The 19,873-nt window shown below is 31.1% G+C and carries 24 protein-coding genes; 1 reads left to right on the top strand and 23 read right to left on the bottom strand.

Annotated features, from left to right (window positions below; genetic code table 11):
- Window positions 1-35: 35 nt before the first annotated feature.
- The 23 genes from ABNT14_RS03455 to ABNT14_RS03345 form a co-directional block, all read right to left on the bottom strand.
- Window positions 36-1,028, bottom strand: a complete 993-nt coding sequence (locus ABNT14_RS03455) for a DNA-directed RNA polymerase subunit alpha (protein ID WP_058884674.1) — start codon at window positions 1,026-1,028, stop codon at window positions 36-38.
- Between the two features lie 94 nt (window positions 1,029-1,122).
- Window positions 1,123-1,728 carry a 30S ribosomal protein S4 gene (rpsD, locus tag ABNT14_RS03450; RefSeq protein WP_058884673.1) on the bottom strand — a complete coding sequence of 202 codons (606 nt, stop codon included), beginning with the start codon at window positions 1,726-1,728 and terminating at the stop codon, window positions 1,123-1,125.
- A gap of 130 nt (window positions 1,729-1,858) precedes the next feature.
- Window positions 1,859-2,245 (bottom strand): 30S ribosomal protein S11, encoded by a 387-nt coding sequence (rpsK, locus tag ABNT14_RS03445; protein WP_058884672.1) that lies wholly within the window; start codon window positions 2,243-2,245, stop codon window positions 1,859-1,861.
- A gap of 79 nt (window positions 2,246-2,324) precedes the next feature.
- Window positions 2,325-2,690, bottom strand: a complete 366-nt coding sequence (gene rpsM / locus ABNT14_RS03440; protein ID WP_101903630.1) for a 30S ribosomal protein S13 — start codon at window positions 2,688-2,690, stop codon at window positions 2,325-2,327.
- The gene (ykgO, locus tag ABNT14_RS03435; protein ID WP_073316873.1) at window positions 2,690-2,806 is read right to left on the bottom strand and encodes a type B 50S ribosomal protein L36; all 117 of its coding nucleotides are present in this window, start codon (window positions 2,804-2,806) and stop codon (window positions 2,690-2,692) included. Before ykgO ends, rpsM begins: the two co-directional genes overlap by 1 nt.
- Window positions 2,807-2,818: 12 nt before the next feature.
- Window positions 2,819-3,034: a translation initiation factor IF-1 gene (gene infA, locus ABNT14_RS03430; RefSeq protein WP_024740627.1), complete on the bottom strand. Its 216-nt coding sequence runs from the start codon at window positions 3,032-3,034 to the stop codon at window positions 2,819-2,821.
- A 1-nt stretch (window position 3,035) separates the two neighbouring features.
- The gene (gene secY, locus ABNT14_RS03425) at window positions 3,036-4,355 is read right to left on the bottom strand and encodes a preprotein translocase subunit SecY (protein ID WP_101903631.1); all 1,320 of its coding nucleotides are present in this window, start codon (window positions 4,353-4,355) and stop codon (window positions 3,036-3,038) included.
- 14 nt (window positions 4,356-4,369) lie between these two features.
- A complete protein-coding gene (gene rplO, locus ABNT14_RS03420; protein ID WP_101903632.1) occupies window positions 4,370-4,819 on the bottom strand; it encodes a 50S ribosomal protein L15 in 450 nt (149 codons plus the stop codon).
- Between the two features lie 12 nt (window positions 4,820-4,831).
- Window positions 4,832-5,014, bottom strand: coding sequence for a 50S ribosomal protein L30 (gene rpmD / locus ABNT14_RS03415; RefSeq protein WP_058884668.1), 183 nt, complete (start codon window positions 5,012-5,014; stop codon window positions 4,832-4,834).
- Window positions 5,015-5,025: 11 nt separating this feature from the next.
- Window positions 5,026-5,550 (bottom strand): 30S ribosomal protein S5, encoded by a 525-nt coding sequence (gene rpsE, locus ABNT14_RS03410; RefSeq protein WP_101903633.1) that lies wholly within the window; start codon window positions 5,548-5,550, stop codon window positions 5,026-5,028.
- Window positions 5,551-5,558: 8 nt separating this feature from the next.
- Complete coding sequence (gene rplR, locus ABNT14_RS03405; protein WP_101903634.1) at window positions 5,559-5,909, bottom strand: 50S ribosomal protein L18; 351 nt, start codon at window positions 5,907-5,909, stop codon at window positions 5,559-5,561.
- Window positions 5,910-5,927: 18 nt separating this feature from the next.
- The gene (gene rplF, locus ABNT14_RS03400; protein ID WP_101903635.1) at window positions 5,928-6,473 is read right to left on the bottom strand and encodes a 50S ribosomal protein L6; all 546 of its coding nucleotides are present in this window, start codon (window positions 6,471-6,473) and stop codon (window positions 5,928-5,930) included.
- Window positions 6,474-6,485: 12 nt separating this feature from the next.
- Complete coding sequence (rpsH, locus tag ABNT14_RS03395) at window positions 6,486-6,884, bottom strand: 30S ribosomal protein S8 (protein WP_028887461.1); 399 nt, start codon at window positions 6,882-6,884, stop codon at window positions 6,486-6,488.
- Between the two features lie 332 nt (window positions 6,885-7,216).
- Window positions 7,217-8,305 (bottom strand): AMP-binding protein, encoded by a 1,089-nt coding sequence (locus ABNT14_RS03390; RefSeq protein ID WP_101903636.1) that lies wholly within the window; start codon window positions 8,303-8,305, stop codon window positions 7,217-7,219.
- Window positions 8,298-9,239, bottom strand: coding sequence for a CPBP family intramembrane glutamic endopeptidase (locus ABNT14_RS03385; protein WP_101903637.1), 942 nt, complete (start codon window positions 9,237-9,239; stop codon window positions 8,298-8,300). The genes ABNT14_RS03390 and ABNT14_RS03385 overlap by 8 nt, the downstream gene beginning before the upstream one ends.
- Before the next feature lie 41 nt (window positions 9,240-9,280).
- Window positions 9,281-10,333, bottom strand: a complete 1,053-nt coding sequence (locus ABNT14_RS03380) for an o-succinylbenzoate synthase (RefSeq protein ID WP_101903638.1) — start codon at window positions 10,331-10,333, stop codon at window positions 9,281-9,283.
- A 113-nt stretch (window positions 10,334-10,446) separates the two neighbouring features.
- On the bottom strand, window positions 10,447-10,959 hold the full coding sequence (locus tag ABNT14_RS03375) for an SRPBCC family protein (RefSeq protein WP_101903639.1): 513 nt from the start codon (window positions 10,957-10,959) through the stop codon (window positions 10,447-10,449).
- Window positions 10,960-10,963: 4 nt separating this feature from the next.
- Window positions 10,964-11,641: a metal-dependent hydrolase gene (locus tag ABNT14_RS03370; RefSeq protein WP_101903640.1), complete on the bottom strand. Its 678-nt coding sequence runs from the start codon at window positions 11,639-11,641 to the stop codon at window positions 10,964-10,966.
- Window positions 11,642-11,665: 24 nt separating this feature from the next.
- On the bottom strand, window positions 11,666-12,586 hold the full coding sequence (gene menA, locus ABNT14_RS03365) for a 1,4-dihydroxy-2-naphthoate octaprenyltransferase (RefSeq protein WP_101903641.1): 921 nt from the start codon (window positions 12,584-12,586) through the stop codon (window positions 11,666-11,668).
- Between the two features lie 90 nt (window positions 12,587-12,676).
- A complete protein-coding gene (locus tag ABNT14_RS03360) occupies window positions 12,677-13,456 on the bottom strand; it encodes a (Fe-S)-binding protein (RefSeq protein WP_101903642.1) in 780 nt (259 codons plus the stop codon).
- A 75-nt stretch (window positions 13,457-13,531) separates the two neighbouring features.
- Complete coding sequence (locus ABNT14_RS03355; RefSeq protein ID WP_234985009.1) at window positions 13,532-14,851, bottom strand: (Fe-S)-binding protein; 1,320 nt, start codon at window positions 14,849-14,851, stop codon at window positions 13,532-13,534.
- 44 nt (window positions 14,852-14,895) lie between these two features.
- Window positions 14,896-15,861, bottom strand: coding sequence for an MlaD family protein (locus ABNT14_RS03350; protein WP_101903643.1), 966 nt, complete (start codon window positions 15,859-15,861; stop codon window positions 14,896-14,898).
- Window positions 15,862-15,926: 65 nt separating this feature from the next.
- On the bottom strand, window positions 15,927-17,078 hold the full coding sequence (locus ABNT14_RS03345; RefSeq protein ID WP_101903644.1) for an N-acetylmuramoyl-L-alanine amidase family protein: 1,152 nt from the start codon (window positions 17,076-17,078) through the stop codon (window positions 15,927-15,929).
- 93 nt (window positions 17,079-17,171) lie between these two features.
- Here ABNT14_RS03345 and ABNT14_RS03340 point away from each other — a divergent pair, with 93 nt between their 5' ends.
- Window positions 17,172-19,868, top strand: a complete 2,697-nt coding sequence (locus tag ABNT14_RS03340) for a putative LPS assembly protein LptD (protein ID WP_200809390.1) — start codon at window positions 17,172-17,174, stop codon at window positions 19,866-19,868.
- The last annotated feature ends 5 nt before the right edge of the window (window positions 19,869-19,873 follow it).

Below are 19,873 nucleotides of genomic sequence, written 5' to 3'. Positions count from 1 at the left end.
GCTACAACCCTTTTTGGGGAGCAAAATATGAAAGGTTAATCTCTATCTAATTTGTATTTGCTTAAATCCATTCCAAAATTAAGGCTTTTATTAGCCACTAACTCATCTAATTCAGTTAATGATTTTTTACCAAAGTTTCTAAACTTCATTAAGTCACTTTTATTGAATGATACTAAGTCTCCTAAAGTATCTACTTCAGCCGCTTTTAAACAGTTTAAAGCACGAACAGATAAATCCATATCTACTAATTTCGTCTTTAATAACTGACGCATATGTAATGATTCCTCATCGTATGTTTCAGTTTGTGCAATTTCATCTGCCTCTAAAGTGATACGCTCATCAGAGAATAACATAAAGTGGTGGATTAAAATTTTTGCAGCCTCTGTTAAAGCATCCTTAGGGTTAATAGAACCATCAGTATCAATATCGAAAACTAATTTTTCGAAATCGGTCTTTTGCTCTACACGAAAATTTTCAACAGCATACTTTACATTCTTTATAGGAGTGTAAATAGAATCTGTAAAAATTGTTCCTAAAGGCGCACCTGGTCTTTTGTTCTCTTCTGCTGGCACAAAACCTCTACCTTTTTCGATAGTGATTTCAGCGTTAAAACTTACAGATTTATCTAAGTTAAATAATACTAAATCTGAATTTAGTACTTGAAAACCTGACATAAATTTCTGTAAATCTCCTGCAGTAAATTGCTCTTGCCCAGATACAGCTATTGATACTGTTTCTCTATCAGTATCTTCAATTTGTTTCTTAAAACGAACTTGTTTTAAATTTAAGATGATTTCAGTAACATCTTCTACAACTCCTTGAATTGTTGAAAATTCATGATCAACACCGTCAACACGTAATGATGTAATAGCAAAACCTTCTAATGAAGATAATAATACTCTTCTTAAAGCGTTACCAACTGTTAATCCAAAACCTGGTTCAAGAGGTCTGAATTCAAATCTTCCTGAAAAATCAGTAGATTCAATCATTATTACTTTATCAGGCTTTTGAAAATTTAAAATTGCCATTTTTCTTCGTTTTAATTGTTATTTAGTTGCGCGGTTTATTAGTTTGAAGAAACACAGATAAACCCTTTGGCTAAATACCAAAATGATTATTTTATTATTTAGAATATAATTCTACGATTAATTGTTCCTTGATATTTTCAGGAATCTGTAATCTCTCTGGTGCTTTAATAAAAGTACCAGACTTTAAATCAGAATTCCAGCTTAACCATTCGTAAACATTACTGTTAGCAGCTAAAGCATTTTCAATTGCTAATAATGATTTAGATTTCTCTCTTACAGCAATAACATCACCTGCTTGTACATCATAAGAAGGAATGTTAACAATTTCTCCATTCACAGTAATGTGACGGTGAGAAACTAATTGACGTGCACCTCTTCTTGAGTTAGCAATTCCTAAACGGAAAACAACATTATCTAAACGAGATTCACATAATTGTAATAAAACCTCACCAGTAATTCCTTTAGAAGCAGAAGCTTTCTTAAATAAGTTACTAAATTGACGCTCTAAAATTCCGTAAGAATATTTCGCTTTTTGCTTTTCCATTAACTGAGTAGCATATTCCGATTTCTTACCTCTTCTTCTTGCGTTTCCGTGTTGTCCTGGAGGGTAATTTCTTTTTTCAAAAGATTTATCTTCTCCAAAAATTGCTTCACCAAACTTACGAGCAATTTTAGTTTTTGGTCCTGTATATCTAGCCATTTCTTATTGTTTTAGTAGGGATTATGAATTAAGGCGTACTCCTTCGATAATCTTATTCCTACTTAGTTAAAATATATTTTATTTGCGCACAAAAGTACGCGAAACAAAAATATAAGTTGATAAAATCAACTTATACTCTTCTTCTTTTTGGTGGACGACATCCGTTATGAGGAATAGGAGTAACATCAACAATTTCAGTCACTTCGATTCCAGCATTATGAATAGATCTGATTGCAGATTCTCTACCGTTACCTGGTCCTTTAACATACACCTTTACTTTACGTAAACCTGCTTCTTTTGCAACGTTTGCACAGTCTTCTGCGGCTAATTGAGCTGCATACGGAGTGTTCTTTTTAGAACCTCTGAAACCCATTTTACCTGCAGATGACCAAGAAATAACGTCACCTTTTTTGTTTGTTAAAGAAATAATAATATTGTTAAAAGATGCAGTTACGTGAGCTTCACCAACTGATTCTATTACAACTTTACGTTTTTTTGCTACTTTAGACTTTGCCATGGTTATTATAGTTTTAGTAATTTAGTTTTCTAACTTTATGGTTTTAGAACCATTATTAGATCTTTATTACTTATCTAACTTATTTTTTCTTGTTAGCTACAGTTTTTCTCTTACCTTTTCTAGTACGAGAATTATTCTTTGTTCTTTGACCTCTTAAAGGTAAGCCAAGTCTATGACGTATACCTCTTTGACATCCGATATCCATTAAACGCTTAATGCTTAATTGAACCTCAGAACGTAACTCACCTTCAATAGTAAAACTACCTACTTGTTCACGAATTGCTGCAATTTGATCATCGCTCCAATCTTGAACTTTGATACTTTCGTCTATTTTTGTCTCTGCTAAAACTTCTTTAGCTCTACTGTTTCCTATACCAAAGATGTAAGTTAAAGCGATAACACCTCTTTTATTCTTTGGAATATCAATACCTGCTATTCTTGCCATTACCCTTGTCTTTGTTTAAATCTAGGATTCTTTTTATTTATTACGTATAATCTGCCTTTTCTTCGTACAATCTTGCACTCGGCGCTTCTTTTCTTTAATGATGCTCTTACTTTCATCAGTGTGTGTTTTTAATATCTGTAAGTAATTCTTGCCTTTGATAAATCATATGGGCTCATTTCTAACTTTACCTTATCCCCTGGTAATAGTTTGATATAATGCATACGCATTTTCCCTGAAATGTGAGCCGTAACAATATGTCCGTTTTCTAATTCTACACGAAACATTGCATTTGATAATGCTTCAGTGATTGTTCCATCTTGTTGAATTGCTGGTTGTTTAGCCATATTATTTTAATGATTTTCTGTTACTGTTACCTGTTTTCATTAATCCATCATAACGACTGTTTAATAAATACGAGTTAATTTGCTGTATGGTATCTATTGCAACTCCAACCATAATGATTAAAGAAGTACCTCCAAAAAACATTGCCCAGTTTTGAGTTACCCCAAACTTTACAATAATTGCTGGTAAAATAGATAAAGCTGCTAAAAATAAAGACCCTGGAAATGTTATCTTCGATAACACAGCATCTAAATAATTTGCTGTTTCCTCTCCTGGTTTATACCCTGGGACAAAACCATTACTTCTTTTTAAGTCTTCAGCCATTTTATTTGTAGGGATTGTAATCGCCGTATAAAAATAACTAAATACAATAATTAATACCGCAAAAATAACGTTATACCATAATCCGAAGTTGTCAGTTAAACTATTTAATGCTGGAAATTTCTGTCCTAAAGCTACTGGTAAAAACATAATAGCTTGTGCAAAAATAATTGGCATTACACCTGATGCATTCAATTTTAAAGGAATATACTGGCGAGCACCGTCAACATCTTTAATATCAGTAACTGCTGTCCGACGTGCGTATTGAACGGGAACTTTACGTACTGCTGTAACTAATAATACGGTTAACAAAATCACTACAAACCAAACTATTAATTCTATTAGAATCATCATCATACCTCCTGCCCCAGCTGTTAATTTAGATGCTAGCTCTTGAATAAAAGCTGCTGGAAAATTCGCTAAAATACCTACTGTAATTAATAATGAAATACCATTACCAACTCCTTTGTCTGTAATACGTTCTCCTAACCACATTGCAAAAACTGTTCCTGCAGTTAAAAGAATAATTGATGATACCCAAAAGGTAACCCCTGGTACTAAAAAAGCTTCAGGTCCTAATCCCATTTGGTTTTGAATAATCCCAATATAGGTTGGTGCTTGAAACAATGTAATAGCAATTGTTAACCATCTTGTAATTTGCGTAATCTTCTTACGTCCACTTTCTCCATCTTTTTGTAGTTTTTGTAAATATGGTACCGCAATACCCATTAACTGAACTACAATCGAAGCAGAAATATAAGGCATTATACCAAGAGCCATTACTGACGCTCTAGCAAATGCCCCACCTGTAAATGCGTTTAATAAACCCAAAAGTCCACCTGAAGTACTGTCTTGCAAAGCTGTTAATTGTGTCGGGTCAATTCCAGGTAATGGAACCGTCGACATAAAACGGTAAACAGCAATTAAACCAAAGGTTAAAAGTAATTTCTCTTTTAACTCTTCTATCTTCCAAATGTCTTTTAATGTATTTACAAAATTCATCATTTACAGTTGTTTTATAATGTAACTACCTCACCTCCTGCAGCTTCAATAGCCGCTTTTGCTGTTGCAGTAAATTTGTGTACGGTTACGTTTAATTTAGCTTTTAACTCACCATTTCCTAGTATTTTTACTAAGTCATTTTTACGAGCTAAACGATTTTCTACTAAAATCTCTAAAGTTACTGTATCTGAAATCTTTCCGCTTTCTACTAATTCTTGTAATTTCTCTAAATTAACACCAACATACTCTTTACGATTAATGTTTGTGAAACCAAATTTAGGCACACGTCTTTGAAGTGGCATCTGACCTCCTTCAAATCCTATTTTACGAGAATAACCAGAACGAGATTTCTGACCATTATGACCTCTTGTTGCAGTTCCTCCTTTACCAGAACCCTCTCCACGTGCTATACGTTTACGGCTCTTTGTAGATCCTACTGCAGGTTTTAAGTTATGTAAACTCATCTTATTATTGTCTTATTTAATTTCCTCTACAGAAACTAAGTGTGAAACTGTTTTTACCATTCCCAAAATTTGAGCTGTTGCATTGTGCTCTACAGTTTGGTTCAATTTGCGTAAACCTAATGCCTCTAACGTTGCTTTTTGACTTTTAAGGCGACCAATTTTACTTCTTACTTGTGTAACTTTAATTTTACTCATCGTCTTAAATTTTAACCGTTAAAAACTTTCTCTAAAGAAATACCTCTTTGCTTAGCAATAGTTGCAGCATTACGTAATTGTAATAAAGCGTCAAAAGTTGCTTTCACTACGTTATGAGGATTTGAAGATCCTTGAGATTTTGATAATACGTCTTTAACACCAACTGATTCCAATACTGAACGTACTGCACCACCGGCGATAACTCCTGTACCATGAGAGGCAGGCTTGATAAATACTTTCGCACCACCAAATTTACCTTTCTGTTCATGAGGTAAGGTTCCGTCTAAAAGAGGAATACGTACTAAACTCTTCTTAGCATCTTCAATCGCTTTAGCAATTGCAGAAGCAACATCTTTAGACTTTCCTAATCCATGACCAACAACACCATTACCGTCTCCAACTATTACGATTGCAGAGAAACCAAATGCTCTACCCCCTTTAGTTACTTTGGTAACACGCTGTACACCTACTAATTTATCTACAAGCTCTAATCCGCTTGGTTTTACTCTTTCTACGTTTTTATATCCTAACATAATATAATTTCTTAAAATTTTAAACCAGCTTCTCTAGCAGCTTCAGCTAATACTTTAATTCTACCGTGGTATAAAAACCCATTTCTATCAAAAGAAATAGTTTCAAAACCTTTTGCAGCAGCTCTTTCAGCAATTGCTTTACCTACTGCGGCAGCAGCTTCTGATTTAGAACCAGCTGTAATTTCTTTATCTCTTGATGATGCAGCAGCTAATGTTACACCAGCAACGTCATCAATTAATTGAGCATAAATTTCTTTGTTACTTCTAAAAACTGACAACCTAGGTTTAACAGCTGTTCCAGTAACAACTTTTCTAATTCTATACTTAATTCGTTGTCTTCTTTCAAGCTTTGATAATGCCATAATAATTTCTCTTATTTATTATGCAGATTTACCTGCTTTTCTTCTTAATACCTCTCCTACAAATTTAATCCCTTTTCCTTTATATGGCTCTGGAGCACGGAAAGAACGGATTTTAGCAGCTACCTGTCCTACTAATTGTTTATCAAACGAAGATAATTTAACTATTGGATTTTTACCTTTATCAGATACTGTTTCAACTTTTACTTCTGGAGCAATATTTAAAACAATATTATGAGAAAAACCTAAAGCTAAATCTAATTTTTGACCTTGACTAGATGCTCTATAACCTACACCTACTAATTCTAAATCCTTAGTATAACCTTTAGAAACACCTTCAATCATGTTACTGATTAATGAACGATATAAACCGTGTGCTGCTCTATGATCTTTACTATCTGATGCTCTTTTGACTGTTAAAACACCGTCTTCAATTTCTGCAGTAATTTCAGACTTTAACTCTTGAGTTAACTCTCCTAATTTACCTTTTACTGTAACCACATTTCCGTTTACTTTAACTTCAACACCCTGTGGTAATGCGATTGGATTCTTTCCTATTCTACTCATTCTACAAAGTGATTAATAAACGTAACACAATACCTCACCACCAACATTTTCTTGTTTTGCTTTTTTATTCGTCATTACACCTTTAGATGTAGAAACGATAGCAATACCTAATCCGTTCAATACTCTTGGCATCTCTTTAGAGCCAACATACTTACGTAAACCTGGTGTTGAAATTCTTTGAATTTTTCTGATTACTGACTCTTTCGTGTCACGATCATACTTTAAAGCTATCTTGATAGTTCCTTGAACTTTATCATCATTAAATTGATAACTTAAAACATAACCTTGATCGAACAAAATCTTCGTCATTTCCTTCTTCAATTTAGAAGCAGGAATTTCTACTACTCGATGATTTGCTGCAATAGCATTTCTTACTCGAGTAAGAAAATCCGCGATTGGATCTGTATACATAATTAATTAAATTTCGGTTTTGGTATTTAGTAATTTCTATTGACCCTACGGATACACCGTAACTACTAAACCTGAAACCAGTTAATATTTATTTTTTTGCTTTTATGCCCACTAATTAAACTTAATACAACGCCGTCAAAAACAAGTGTTTTCTATTTTCTTAACATTAAAGCATAAATAGTCCATAAAAACAGATTGCAAATATACGTAAACATTTTGAAAATCAAAAGGTTTTGGCATTTATCATTTTTTTAAACTTTTTAACAGATTTAAAAAAGTTTATCATAACAACAAAAAAACAATTAAAAGATAAAAAGAGCTTAATTACTAGACTAATGCCATACTATTTTTTCCAAGGTTTTTTTTCGTTGGATTTTTTTCGTGTCTGTTTCTATAAAATTATCAATAAAATAAATTTCTTTAGGAATTTCGAATTTTGATAATGTTTTTAAAGTTTTAATGGTTTTTTTTAAAGTTTTTTCATCTTCGGTTTCTTCTTCGGATAAAACTTTATCTTCAATAATTAAGATTAATTTCTCGCCTAAAAAATCATCATTTACACCTGTAACAAAAAAACGTGTATTTATTATTTTTGATAATTTCTCTTCTATTTTTTCGGGATGTAATTTAATTCCTCCCGAATTTATTACGTTATCAAAACGACCTAACCATTCAAATTCTTTGTTAGAAATTAACTGAACAACATCATTAGTTATTATTTTTTCTTCGGATACTTTTGGAGCTTCAATAACTAAACAATTTCTAGTATCAGTAGTTATTTTTACGTTTGATAAAATAGTATAATTAGCATCTGAAATAAGTTGATGACTCTTAAAATTATTGAGTTTTTTAACTGCAATATGAGTAATTGTTTCTGTCATTCCATAAGTAGCAAATATATTTGTCGGTGTATTTTGAATAGCAGTTATTAAATCATTTGAAACTACGCCTCCACCAACAATTAATTTAGCTATTTTATGTAATTCAGACAATGAATTTCGTAATTGTAACGGAACCATTGCCGAAAAATCATAGGTTTTATTTACTTCATTTAAAGGATTCATTACAGGATTTACAATATCCAATTCCCAACCTAAAGTTAAAGCACGGACTAACATCATTTTACCAGCAATATAATCAATTGATAAGCATAATAAAGCTGTTGTATTTTCTTTTAAATCAAAAAAATCACCTGTTGCTAAAGCCGAATTTTTCATAAATTCTTTTTGCAACTTAATCGGTTTTGGTTTTCCTGTTGAACCTGATGTTTGTACAATTACAAAATCCTTTTCATTAAACCAATCGGTTAAAAAAGTATGTATCGATTTTGATATTTTATCAGAAAAAACAAGTAATTCTTCTTCGGATAAAAAAGAAGTATCATTGAGTTTAAAACTTTTATGAAAACGTTGTTTATTCAATTTTTATTGGTTTTTCTATCTGTCCAAATAATTTATCTTTCCAATTTTTCCAGCCGTATTTTTTAGAAAACAACAATAAAATTAACGGATATAATACAAAAACAGGTAAAAACATTTCGATACCTACTGAAGGTTCTGAAGTATCAATAAATAAAGCATCTGTTTGAAAAACCGTCCAATTTGTGGTTACTAAAAAAGCGGCAACAATATTATTTACAGCGTGTAAACCTAAAGATAATTCTGTTCCTTTATCCATTAAAGTTGTAATTCCGAAGAAAAAACCAGTTCCAATATAAAATACCATCGAAATATAACCTAATTTTTCAACCTCAGGATTTGCACCATGTAACAACCCGAAAGCTACCGAAGTTATAATTAAAGGCATCCATCTATTTTTAAATAAAACACCTAAACTTTGCATAAAATAACCTCTAAATAACAGTTCTTCAAAACTCGTTTGTAAAGGTAAAAACAAAAAAGAAACGACTACTAAAGTAAAAAAAGGTACGGGTTTAAAATTCCAAATATAATTTTCTGGAGATAAAAAAACACCTAATAAAGTTACACTTACGGCAACAATTCCCCAAGTAATAAAACCGAACCAAAACCTACTCCAATCAATATTTTCACGGCTTGTTATTAGTGTTTTTATGGCTCTTTTATGAATGAATTTTATTGATAAAAACAAAAAAAACAATCCGATAGCAAACATTAATATCATCAGAAATAAAAACAAATTTTTGTCAATTCCTAAGGTCATAAAACTTTGATTAGCAGCACTCGAAAACTCTCCAAAATCTTTGGAATGTAAAATCGCTACTAATGCCAAAGGAAGTATTCCTATAAATTGCCATCCAAAAAGAATTAATGAAATACTTGCTAAATAATAAAACCAATCATTTTTTCCTTTGTAGGCTTGTTGTATAAAATTCATTCGTTAAAAATTTATTGTTTTTTTGAATAAAATAAAGGGAATTAAAAAGATTTTAATCTAAAAAAAAATTCCCACGCTTTTTTACTGTTATAATGTAAACTTCCGTTTGATACTTCTAACGGACTTTCAAAATTATTGGTAAATAAACTTCCTGTTCCTAAACCTTGAGGCAACGGATTTTTTAAAGTTTGCGTCCATTGTGCAATAGCATTTAAACCAATATTACTTTCTAGTGCAGAAGTTATCCAATTATCGGCATGGTGTTTTTTTGCTATTGAAATCCACTCTTCACTTCCTTTGATTCCGCCAACTAAACTTGGTTTTAAAATAATGTATTGCGGTTTAATTGTTTCAATACATTTTTCTTTTTCTTCGGATGTAAAAACGCCTATTAACTCTTCATCTAAAGCAATTGGCAAAGGTGTTTTTTCGCACAAACTAGCCATTTCTTGCCACTGACCTTGTTTTATAGGCTGTTCGATAGAATGAATTTCTAACTCTGATAATCGTTGTAATTTTTGTAAAGCGTCTTTTGGTGTAAAACCTCCATTTGCATCAACACGTAAAGTAATTTCTTTTGATGAAAATTCATTTCTGATAGATTTTAACAAATCAATTTCTGTTTCAAAATCGATAGCTCCAATTTTCATTTTTATAGTAGAAGAACCTTGTTGCAACTTGTCTTTAATTTGCTGTTGCATAAAGGCTTTATCTCCCATCCAAATTAATCCGTTTATGGCAATAGCTTCTTTTCCTTTGGTAAAATCAGAAGGAAATAATTCAAATTTATTTTCAGATTTTAATGATAAAAAAGCTTGTTCTAATCCGAATTGAATAGACGGGAAGCGAATCGCTTCGGCTAATAAAACCTCTAAACCTAAATTAATATTTTCACAAAACCATTTTAGTTTTTCTTCATAATCTGGCGTGTCATCAATACTTAATCCTCTGAATAAACCGCACTCTCCTATTCCTATTTTATCTTCTTGTTTTAAGGTGATAAACCAAGTTTCTTTGGTTCTTAAAATTCCTCGAGATGTTCCGCTTGCTTGTTTAAAGTTAAGCAAATGTTTATGATAGGTTGCTTTTATCATTATGCACTATTTTTAAGTGATTATTGGTTTTGCGTTAGGGATTGCAATGGAAATCCTTTTGTGAGGCACGAACAAAAGATTGTAATGTAAAGCCCGCTCGAACGCCCAAAAAATTATTGTTCTGACAACTCTTTTAACTGTGTTAAACAATTCATATTTACAGCTTTAAATGTTCCTTTAAAATAAGGATACAAACAGGCTGTTAGGTATGATTTACTATTTACACTGCTATTTTGTGTAACGGTGGTACTTGCGTTGTTAGATGCGAAATTGTAGCTATCAATTTTAATCATTTCGCTTGAAGTAAATTGAAATGTTATTTTTTGATTAGGTACAAAATCTGTTATTTTTTGAGCCATTTTAACCTCTTGTCCGTTGCTTTCTACAGTCATTCTATAAGTACTTCCTATAACGGCTGGTTTTTGCTCAATTACTTCGATTGACTTAATATTTGGCAACCATTTTTTTATTAAATCAGGATTTGTAAAGTTCTCAAAAACCTTATTCACAGGTTTATCTATTGTTATTTTAGTACTATATTCTACTTCTTCTACAACAATTCCTGTTATTAAAAAAACAAGTACAAAGGCAGTTACAATTCCTAAAGTTATTTTTACAGCTTTCATTTTTTTATAATGTAATAGTTTGTCCTATTTCTAAAACAGTTAATTGTTTATTGGCTTTTGTAAATTTATTTTTTGCTTCATTTACATCAATTTCTATTGGTGCAAATGTGTTAAAATGACAACCGATTACGTTGTTACATTCAACCAAATTACTAGCAATAATTGCGTCATCAACTCCCATTGTAAAGGTATCTCCTATTGGAAAAATAGCTACTGTTAATTTTGTAGTCATCGGAATTAATTTCATATCCATAGTTACAGCAGTATCTCCAGCAATGTATAATGTTTTTTCTTCGGATGAAATTACAAATCCTCCTGGTTGCCCTCCGTAAGTTCCATCAGCAAATGATGAAGTATGAATTGCGTTTACATATTTGGCTGAAAAAGCATCAGTTTTAAAAGTTCCACCATGATTTACAGCCGCTGTTTTAAAACTTTTAGCTCCGTAATATTGTGCTATTTCAAAATTAGAAATAATTGTTGCACCTGTTTGTGTTGCTAAAAGTTCAACATCTAAAACATGGTCTTGATGTGCGTGTGTTACTAATATATAATCGGCTTTGATATCAGTTATTTTGATATTTGATGCTAATGGATTTCCTGTAATAAAAGGGTCAACTAATAAATGTGTTCCGTTAATTTCGATACCGAAACAAGAATGACCGTAAAATGTAATGTTCATTATGTATTGTTTATAATATTAGTTTTATAAAATATTTCCTAATCCAAATAATATAGCAAAGAAAAAAGTACTTAGTGCTACTTTTTTTAATTCACCATCTAATAACGGTTCTTCTTTGTTTTTATAAACAAAAAATAGATGCTTTATAATTGGTAAATAAGCTAATATAAATAAGAATTGTAATGGTGATTTAAAGTTAATTACTACATATAAATTAGCAAATAAAAATGATGCGATGATTAAATAATAATGATAATATTTAGATAAAGAAGCTCCTAATTTAACAACTAACGTATTTTTACCAACTTTTGCATCGTTTACCCTATCTCTCATATTATTTAAGTTCAAAACAGCTGTACTTAATAATCCGACAGTAATTGCAGGTAAGAAAATAGTGACATTTAATTGTTTTGTATATAAAAAGTATGTTCCTACAACAGCTAATAATCCGAAGAAAAGAAATACAAAAACATCGCCAAAACCGCTGTAACCATAAGCCGATTTCCCTACGGTATATTTTATAGCTGCAACAATTGAGGAAACTCCTAATCCGAAGAAAATTACTGAAAACAAAAAATTATCCTTTCCGAAAGATACATAAATAAGCAATAATGCTATTATTAAAGTGATAACTCCTGTAATAATCATTGCCATTTTCATCTGTTTTGGCGTTATTGCTCCTGATGAAACCATACGTGCTTCTCCTTCTCTATTATCATCAGTTCCTTTGATACCGTCTCCGTAATCATTCGCAAAATTTGATAACACTTGAAAACCGATAGTTGTTAAGATTGCAAGTATAAATATTAAATAGTTTTTTTCGGAATTTGGAAAGTTATCGTTGGTATAAGTAGAAAAATTGGCTAAAAAACTTCCAACAATAATTCCAGAAACCGATAACGGTAAAGTTCTTAAACGTGCGGCTTTTATATAATTTTTAATCATGTATTGTTTTTTAAAAAATCTCGACTCCGCTCGAATTGACAATATTTGTCTGAACGAGCGGAGTCGGAATAATCTTATAAAATATTTTTTTTATAAATTATTTGCTTGAGCTATTAACTCAGCAATATCTTGTACTATAACCTGATCTTCTTTCAGTTTAAATTTTACACCATCCGTCATCATAGTATTACAATATGGGCAACCTGTTGCTATAATTTGTGGATTTGTTGCTAATGCGTCTTCAGTTCGTAAAACATTAACTTCTTTATCACCTCTTTCAGCATCTTTAAACATTTGTGCTCCTCCTGCCCCACAACATAAAGCGGTAGATTTATGACGTTTCATTTCCGTCATTTTTACCCCTAAACTACGAATTAATTCTCGCGGAGTTTCATAAATATCATTTGCACGACCTAAATAACAAGGATCGTGATAAGTAACACGTTTTCCTTTTAAATTTGTATCATCTATTGATAAACGACCTTCGCTTATTAAGTTATTTATAAATTGTGTGTGATGATATACTTCGTAATTCCCTCCTAATTCTGGATATTCATTTTTTAAAGTATTAAATGAATGCGGGTCACAGGTTACTATTTTTTTTATTTCGTATCCATTTAAAACTTCAATATTCATCATTGCTTGCATTTGAAACAAAAATTCGTTTCCTGCTCGTTTTGCTGCATCACCTGTTGAACTTTCTTCAGTACCTAACACTGCAAAATCTACCTTTGCTAGGTTTAATATTTTTACAAACGCTTTGGTTATTTTTTTAGCTCTATCATCATAACTTCCTGCTGCTCCTACCCAAAACAACACTTCTGGTTGTTTGCCCTGAGCCATCATTTCTGCCATTGTTGGTACGTTCATAGTTGTATATTTTTAAGCGTTTACTTTTAAATTAAAAAATATTGGAATTTTTAGATTGATTTTTAATACTTAATATTAATCTTCATCTTTCCAGTTTAATCTGTCTTGTTGACTATATTGCCAAGGTGCTCCGTTATTTTCAATATTACTCATCATCATATTTAACTCTTGCGGAGCTGCAGATTCTTCCATTACTAAATAACGACGCATTTCTAAAATAATAGATAATGGGTCAATATCAATAGGACATTCTTGCACACAAGCATTACAACTTGTACACGCCCATAATTCTTCTGGAGAAATATAATCGTTTAATAACTGCTTTCCATCATCTTTAAAAACGCCTTTATTGGCATCAATATTTTTACCTACCTCTTCTAAACGGTCACGAGTATCCATCATAATTTTTCTAGGAGATAATTCTTTTCCTGTTAAATTAGCTGGACATGATGATGTACAACGTCCACACTCAGTACATGTGTAAGCATTCATTAATTGCACCCAGTTTAAATCGGTAACATCAGATGCACCAAATTTTTCTGGTTCTTCTTCTTCCGTACCTTCTTCTGGCATTGCATACGGGTCAGCATCAGGATCCATCATCATTTTTACTTCTTTAGTAACCGAAGCAACATTTGTGAATTGTCCTTTAGGTTTTAAATTAGCAAAAAATGTATTTGGGAATGCTAATAATATGTGTAAATGTTTTGAATAATATAAGTAATTTAAGAAAATTAAAATACCTATAATATGTATCCACCAAGCTGATTTTTCAATAGTATGTAATTCTTCTGATGAAAACCCATCAAATAAAGGTGCTATAAATTGAGAAATAATATTACCTGCTCCTGATTGTTGAAAAGGAACATCCGTAGCATTCATTATTAAAAATAACGACATTAATACCATTTCAAAATATAAAATAATATTACCATCATTTTTAGGCCAACCTGTCATTTCTTTACTCCAAAAACGTTTTACTCTTTCAATATTTCTACGCAACCAAAATATCGTTACAGCAACAAAAACTAACACTGCTAAAATTTCAAAATTACCGATTAAAAATCCGTAAATGGCATTTCCTAAAATAGGTTGAAAAACACGATGTGTTCCTAATAAACCATCAATTACTATTTCTAACATTTCAATATTAATCAAAACAAATCCTACATAAACTACAATATGTAAAATTCCTGAAAGCGGACGACGTACCATTCTGTACTGTCCTAAGGCTATTTTAGCCATGTTTTTCCAACGCTCAGGTTTTCTGTCTGTTCTATCAACGTCTTTTCCTAGTTTAATATTTCTTATCAACTTGCGAACATTCATTACAAAGTATCCAATACCTGTAATTAAAATGGCTGCAAAAATAATGTTTGATAAATATTTCTCCATCGTTCTATATTTATTAAGTTTGTAAAGGGTTAGTGTTTAAAGGCTTATTTAGAGCTTATATTTTTGGTGTTAGCTTCTTTATTATAAGGTATTGCTTTTTTACCAAATAATGATATATGTACAAATCTTTTAGGATTTAACTTCACTTCTCGTAATAATTCTTCCATTTCTTTAGAAGCATTAGTTAAATTAGTGTACATTTTATCGTCGGTCATTAGCTTTCCTAAGGTTCCTTTACCATCTTTCATATTTGCTAATAAGCCATTTACATTACCTAGCGTTGTTTCTAGTTTTTTAACAGTTGTACCTAAATTAGACTTAGCTAAATCATCTGATAATTTAGAAAAGTTATCTGTAATTTTTTTAGTATTTGTAAGCGTTACTTTTAAGTTTTCTTTACTATTACTCAATAAATTATTTACTGATGTCAATGTTTTTCGAACATCAGTAATTGTGCCTTCTAAACCAAGAATACTTTTATTTAAACTTTTACGTGATTTTTGGTCTAATACGGTATTCATTCCTAGTAACAACGAATCAGCACCAATAAGTACACTTTGTAAATTTGACTGAATAGGATTTAATTTTTCGCCTACAGATGAAAAAAGATCCGATTCTACTTCTCCTTTTAAATAATCCCCAGAAACAGCAAGTCCGCCATCATATTTTGGTACTATTGCTAAATTTTGCCCCCCCATTAAACTTGCCGAGTAAATTCGAGCAATACTATTTTTAGAAAATTCAAAATCGCTGTCTAAAGATATCTCTACTAATAAAACACCTTGTTTTTCAGGAGTTGTATTAAATGAAATATCATCAATTTTACCAACCTTTAGTCCGTTTATAGTTACTAAACTTGCTTTATTAAGTCCATTAATATTCTTATACTCCACAAAAAATTGTCTACGACTACCGCTAAATAAATTTTCTCCTTTTAAAAAATTATAGCCCCAAATAAATAATACTATAATAACGACAGTAACAATACCTGTTTTAAGTTCTTTTGACATATATAAAAATTATAGCACGAAAATACTAATAATTTTCGTGAGTAGAAATTTTGATTTTTGCTAAATCAACGGTTTTTTAGCGCTTGTTTAACCGATATTCTTTTACCACCCTTAAAAGCAACGATCCAAGCATCTTTATAACCTACCTTTCTTACCTTAATTAAACTCTTTTTTACTTTTGATAAACTAGCAGAACTTCCATAATAATATTTATAATAACCGCTAATATATTTTGATTCTATATTTCTTAAGCCTCTAAAATTAAAATTCTGCTTATTTAATCGTTTTTTAGATGCTGCTATTTGTACTTTAAAGAGTATCTTTTTTTTACGAACTGCTTGTTTTTTTATTTTAACAGCTTTCTTTTTTCTAATAACAGCGGTTTTTTTAGGCTTAGAAACCTCTACTACATCTTGATTAATGCTGTTTAATTTTAACCTTTTTACATATTTTTTAATAGCAGTAGCTATTGATTTTGCCATTTTCAACTGCCCATACTTTGAATTTAAAAACCGTCCTTCTGTTTTGTTTGATAAAAAACCTAACTCAATTAAAACACTTGGCATAGCGGTTTCACGCAGTACTAAAAAATTAGCCTGCTTTACTTTTCGGTCATATCTTTTAATACTTTTAAAATTGGTTTGTACAAAACTTGCCAACGCCAAACTTGCATCTAAATTTTCTTCCTGTAAAACAGATAATCCAATTAAAGACTCCGGAGAATTAGGGTCATAATCATAATTTTTTTTATAATCATCTTCTAATAAAATTACGGAATTTTCTTTTTTCACAATTTCAAAATTCTCATCATTCCCTTTTAAACCAAGAACATACGTTTCTGAACCATGTGGTTTTACTGATTTATTAGAGTTACAATGTATCGATACAAATAAATCAGCATTTTTCTTATTAGCAATACTAGCTCGTTTATGAAGCTCTATAAAAACATCTTTTGTTCGGGTATAACGAACATTAATACTTTGGTCTTTTTTTAAAATAGCCCCTATTTTTAGAACTAATTTTAAAGCTATTTTTTTTTCAATATACGCACCTCTAGAAGCTCCCGCATCCTTTCCTCCATGACCAGCATCCAAAACAATGGTATATTTTTTTTGGGCATAGACTGTTTTTGAAAATCCGAAGAAACAAAAAATAAAGATTAAAAATAAAAAATTATTTTTCAAGTGATTATATTTACGTAATTTTAAGAATTGCATCAATAAAATTTAACTATTTTTGGTTTTTGGTTTTTGGCATACAAATAGTCCGCCAAAGCTTTTAAATATAACACAAAAATAGCATTTATAACATTGCGAACAAATCTAACTTACATACTTTTAGTTTTCTGCCTTTTTTGTTATCAAATTAGCGCAGCTCAAGATTTTGGTAACTCAAATATCACCACTAAGAAAACGAAAAAAAAGACAATAATAAATCAATCAAAAGATAGCCTAATTGATTTAAAAAAAGAGCAACTTTTAAACTTTAAAAAAGACAGCATTGCAAACGACTCTATTAAACCAAAAGAGGTTATTGATGGAATTATTACTCACAATGCAGAAGATTACACTATTCAAAATGCAAAAAACAAAACAGTAACCTTATATAATAAAGCGCAAGTAACCTATACTGATATTGATTTAAAAGCAGGAATTATTGTTTTAGATTATAAAAATAATACCGTATATGCTAAAGGAATAAAAGATAGTTTAGGTTATCATCAAAAACCAGTTTTTAAACAAGGTGCACAAGAATCGGAACAAGATTCGATTTTATTTAATTTCAAAACAAAAAAAGCCCTTATTTACGGTGTAAAAACGGTTCAAGATGGAATTATAACCTATGCCGAAAAAACAAAACGAGTAAACGATTCTACCATTTACATGCGTAAAATGCGTTTTACAACCTCTAAAAAGAAACGCCCCGATTATTATATACAAACCAGTAAAGCAAAGCTTGTTCCTGGTAAAAAAATAATTGTAGGTACTAGTCATTTAGTATTGGCAGACGTACCAACACCCTTAGTTTTGCCATTTGCCTATTTTCCTTTAACTGATAAAAGAACCTCTGGTTTTATCATCCCTTCTTGGGGAGAAAACAACAGTCAAGGTTTTTTTATGCAAAATGGTGGGTATTACTTTGCCTTAAGCGATTATTTTGATTTAACTGTTTTAGGTGATTTATATACCAATGGAAGTTGGGGCTTACGAGCAGAATCTAGTTATTATGTGCGCTATAAATTTAGCGGGAATTTTAATTTTCAATTTCAAAACAATATTCAAGGAATCAGAGGTTTATCGAACTACAATAAAAGTAATAGTTTTAATATTCGTTGGAGTCATAATCAAGATTCAAAAGCAAGCCCAAACTCTAAATTTTCAGCAGCGGTTAATTTAGGAAGCAGTCGTTTTTTCTTAGAATCACAAAATCAAGCCAATAATGCTCGGGCAATAGACAACAGTTTAAACTCTTCTATATCTTACTATAAAAAGTTTGTTGGTACTCCTTTTAATATGAGTTTAACCTTGCAGCATGGTCAAAATACGAATACCGAAAAAATAACCATGACACTGCCTTCTTTACAGGTAAATTCAGAACCACTTTATCCGTTTACAGGGAAAGATGGTGCTAAAAATAATCCCATTCAAAAAATGGGGTTTAATTATAATATGCAAGGGCGTTATGAAATAAATACTACTGATGATGAGTTTTTTACTCCTAAAATGTTTAAAACAGCCAAGTCAGGAGTTCAACATAGTTTAAGTACTAGCACCAGTTTAAAAGCATTTAAGTACTTTACTTTATCGCCTAATGCAAGCTATAAAGATGTTTGGTATTTTGATAAAATTCATAAACGATACGACCCTAAAAAGATTAATGCTAGTAAAAATTTAGGCGCAGTTGTAAACGATACTATTAGTGGTTTTAATCGATATCATAATTATAATTTTGGCGCATCATTATCAACCAATATTTACGGTACTTTTAACTTTAAAAAAGGGCGTTTAAAAGCCATTCGTCATACCATTAGACCATCTATTTCCTACGGATACACGCCTAATTTGGCTAAGAATTACGACCTACAAGTACAGCAAAGCTCAGACCCTACTGACCTACTTACTTATTCGCCTTTCGAAGGAGGAATATATGGTAAACCTGCAAATGGAACCTCAAATGCAATTGGTATTTCGGTAAACAATGTTTTAGAAGCTAAAGTTGCACCAAAAGACCCTGATAGCGATGCCGATGATCAGAAAATAATGCTTTTAAATAACTTAGATTTTTCTACCAGATATGACATTACTAAAGATAGTATTCGTTGGAGTGATGTTTCTGTAAACGCAAGCACACGATTATTTAAAGACAAGTTAGCCTTAAATACCAATATGTCTTTAGATCCGTATCAAATAGATAAAAACGGGAAGCAAATAGATAAATTTAACGCGAATTTATTTAGAGTAAAACAAATAGGATTAACAGCAAACTATTCATTGTCAAGCAAAGATTTTAGCAAGAATAAAGAAACTAAAAACGACCCTAGTAAAAATAATGGAAATGGTGCGCAAGATACTCCTGACTTATTTGGGCAAACATCTCAAAATGCCAATGATTTTTCTAACACATCAAAAAATAAAAATAAAGACGTAGCAGAAACGGTATTGTACCATCATAAAATACCATGGACATTAAACTTAATTTACACCATGAACTATGGTAATGATGGGCTTAAAAGTGGTATTAATATAAACACTTTACGATTTAGCGGAAATATAGAATTATCACCCAAATGGGGCGTTGGTTTTAATTCTGGTTACGATATTAAAAACAATGGATTTTCTTATACCAATTTAAATTTTTCTAGAGATTTAGATAGTTGGCGTTTAAATTTCGGTTGGACACCTTTTGGACAAAGAACTTCGTATAATTTCTTTATCGGTGTAAAATCAGCTGTTTTAAGCGATTTGAAATGGGATAAAAATAAACCGCCAGATAGAGCCTTATTCTAATCGAA

The sequence above is a fragment of the Tenacibaculum dicentrarchi genome, assembly GCF_964036635.1.
GTDB lineage: Bacteria > Bacteroidota > Bacteroidia > Flavobacteriales > Flavobacteriaceae > Polaribacter > Polaribacter dicentrarchi.
The sequence above is the reverse complement of the archived record's forward strand: the minus strand, read 5'-3'. Positions and strand labels throughout refer to the sequence as shown.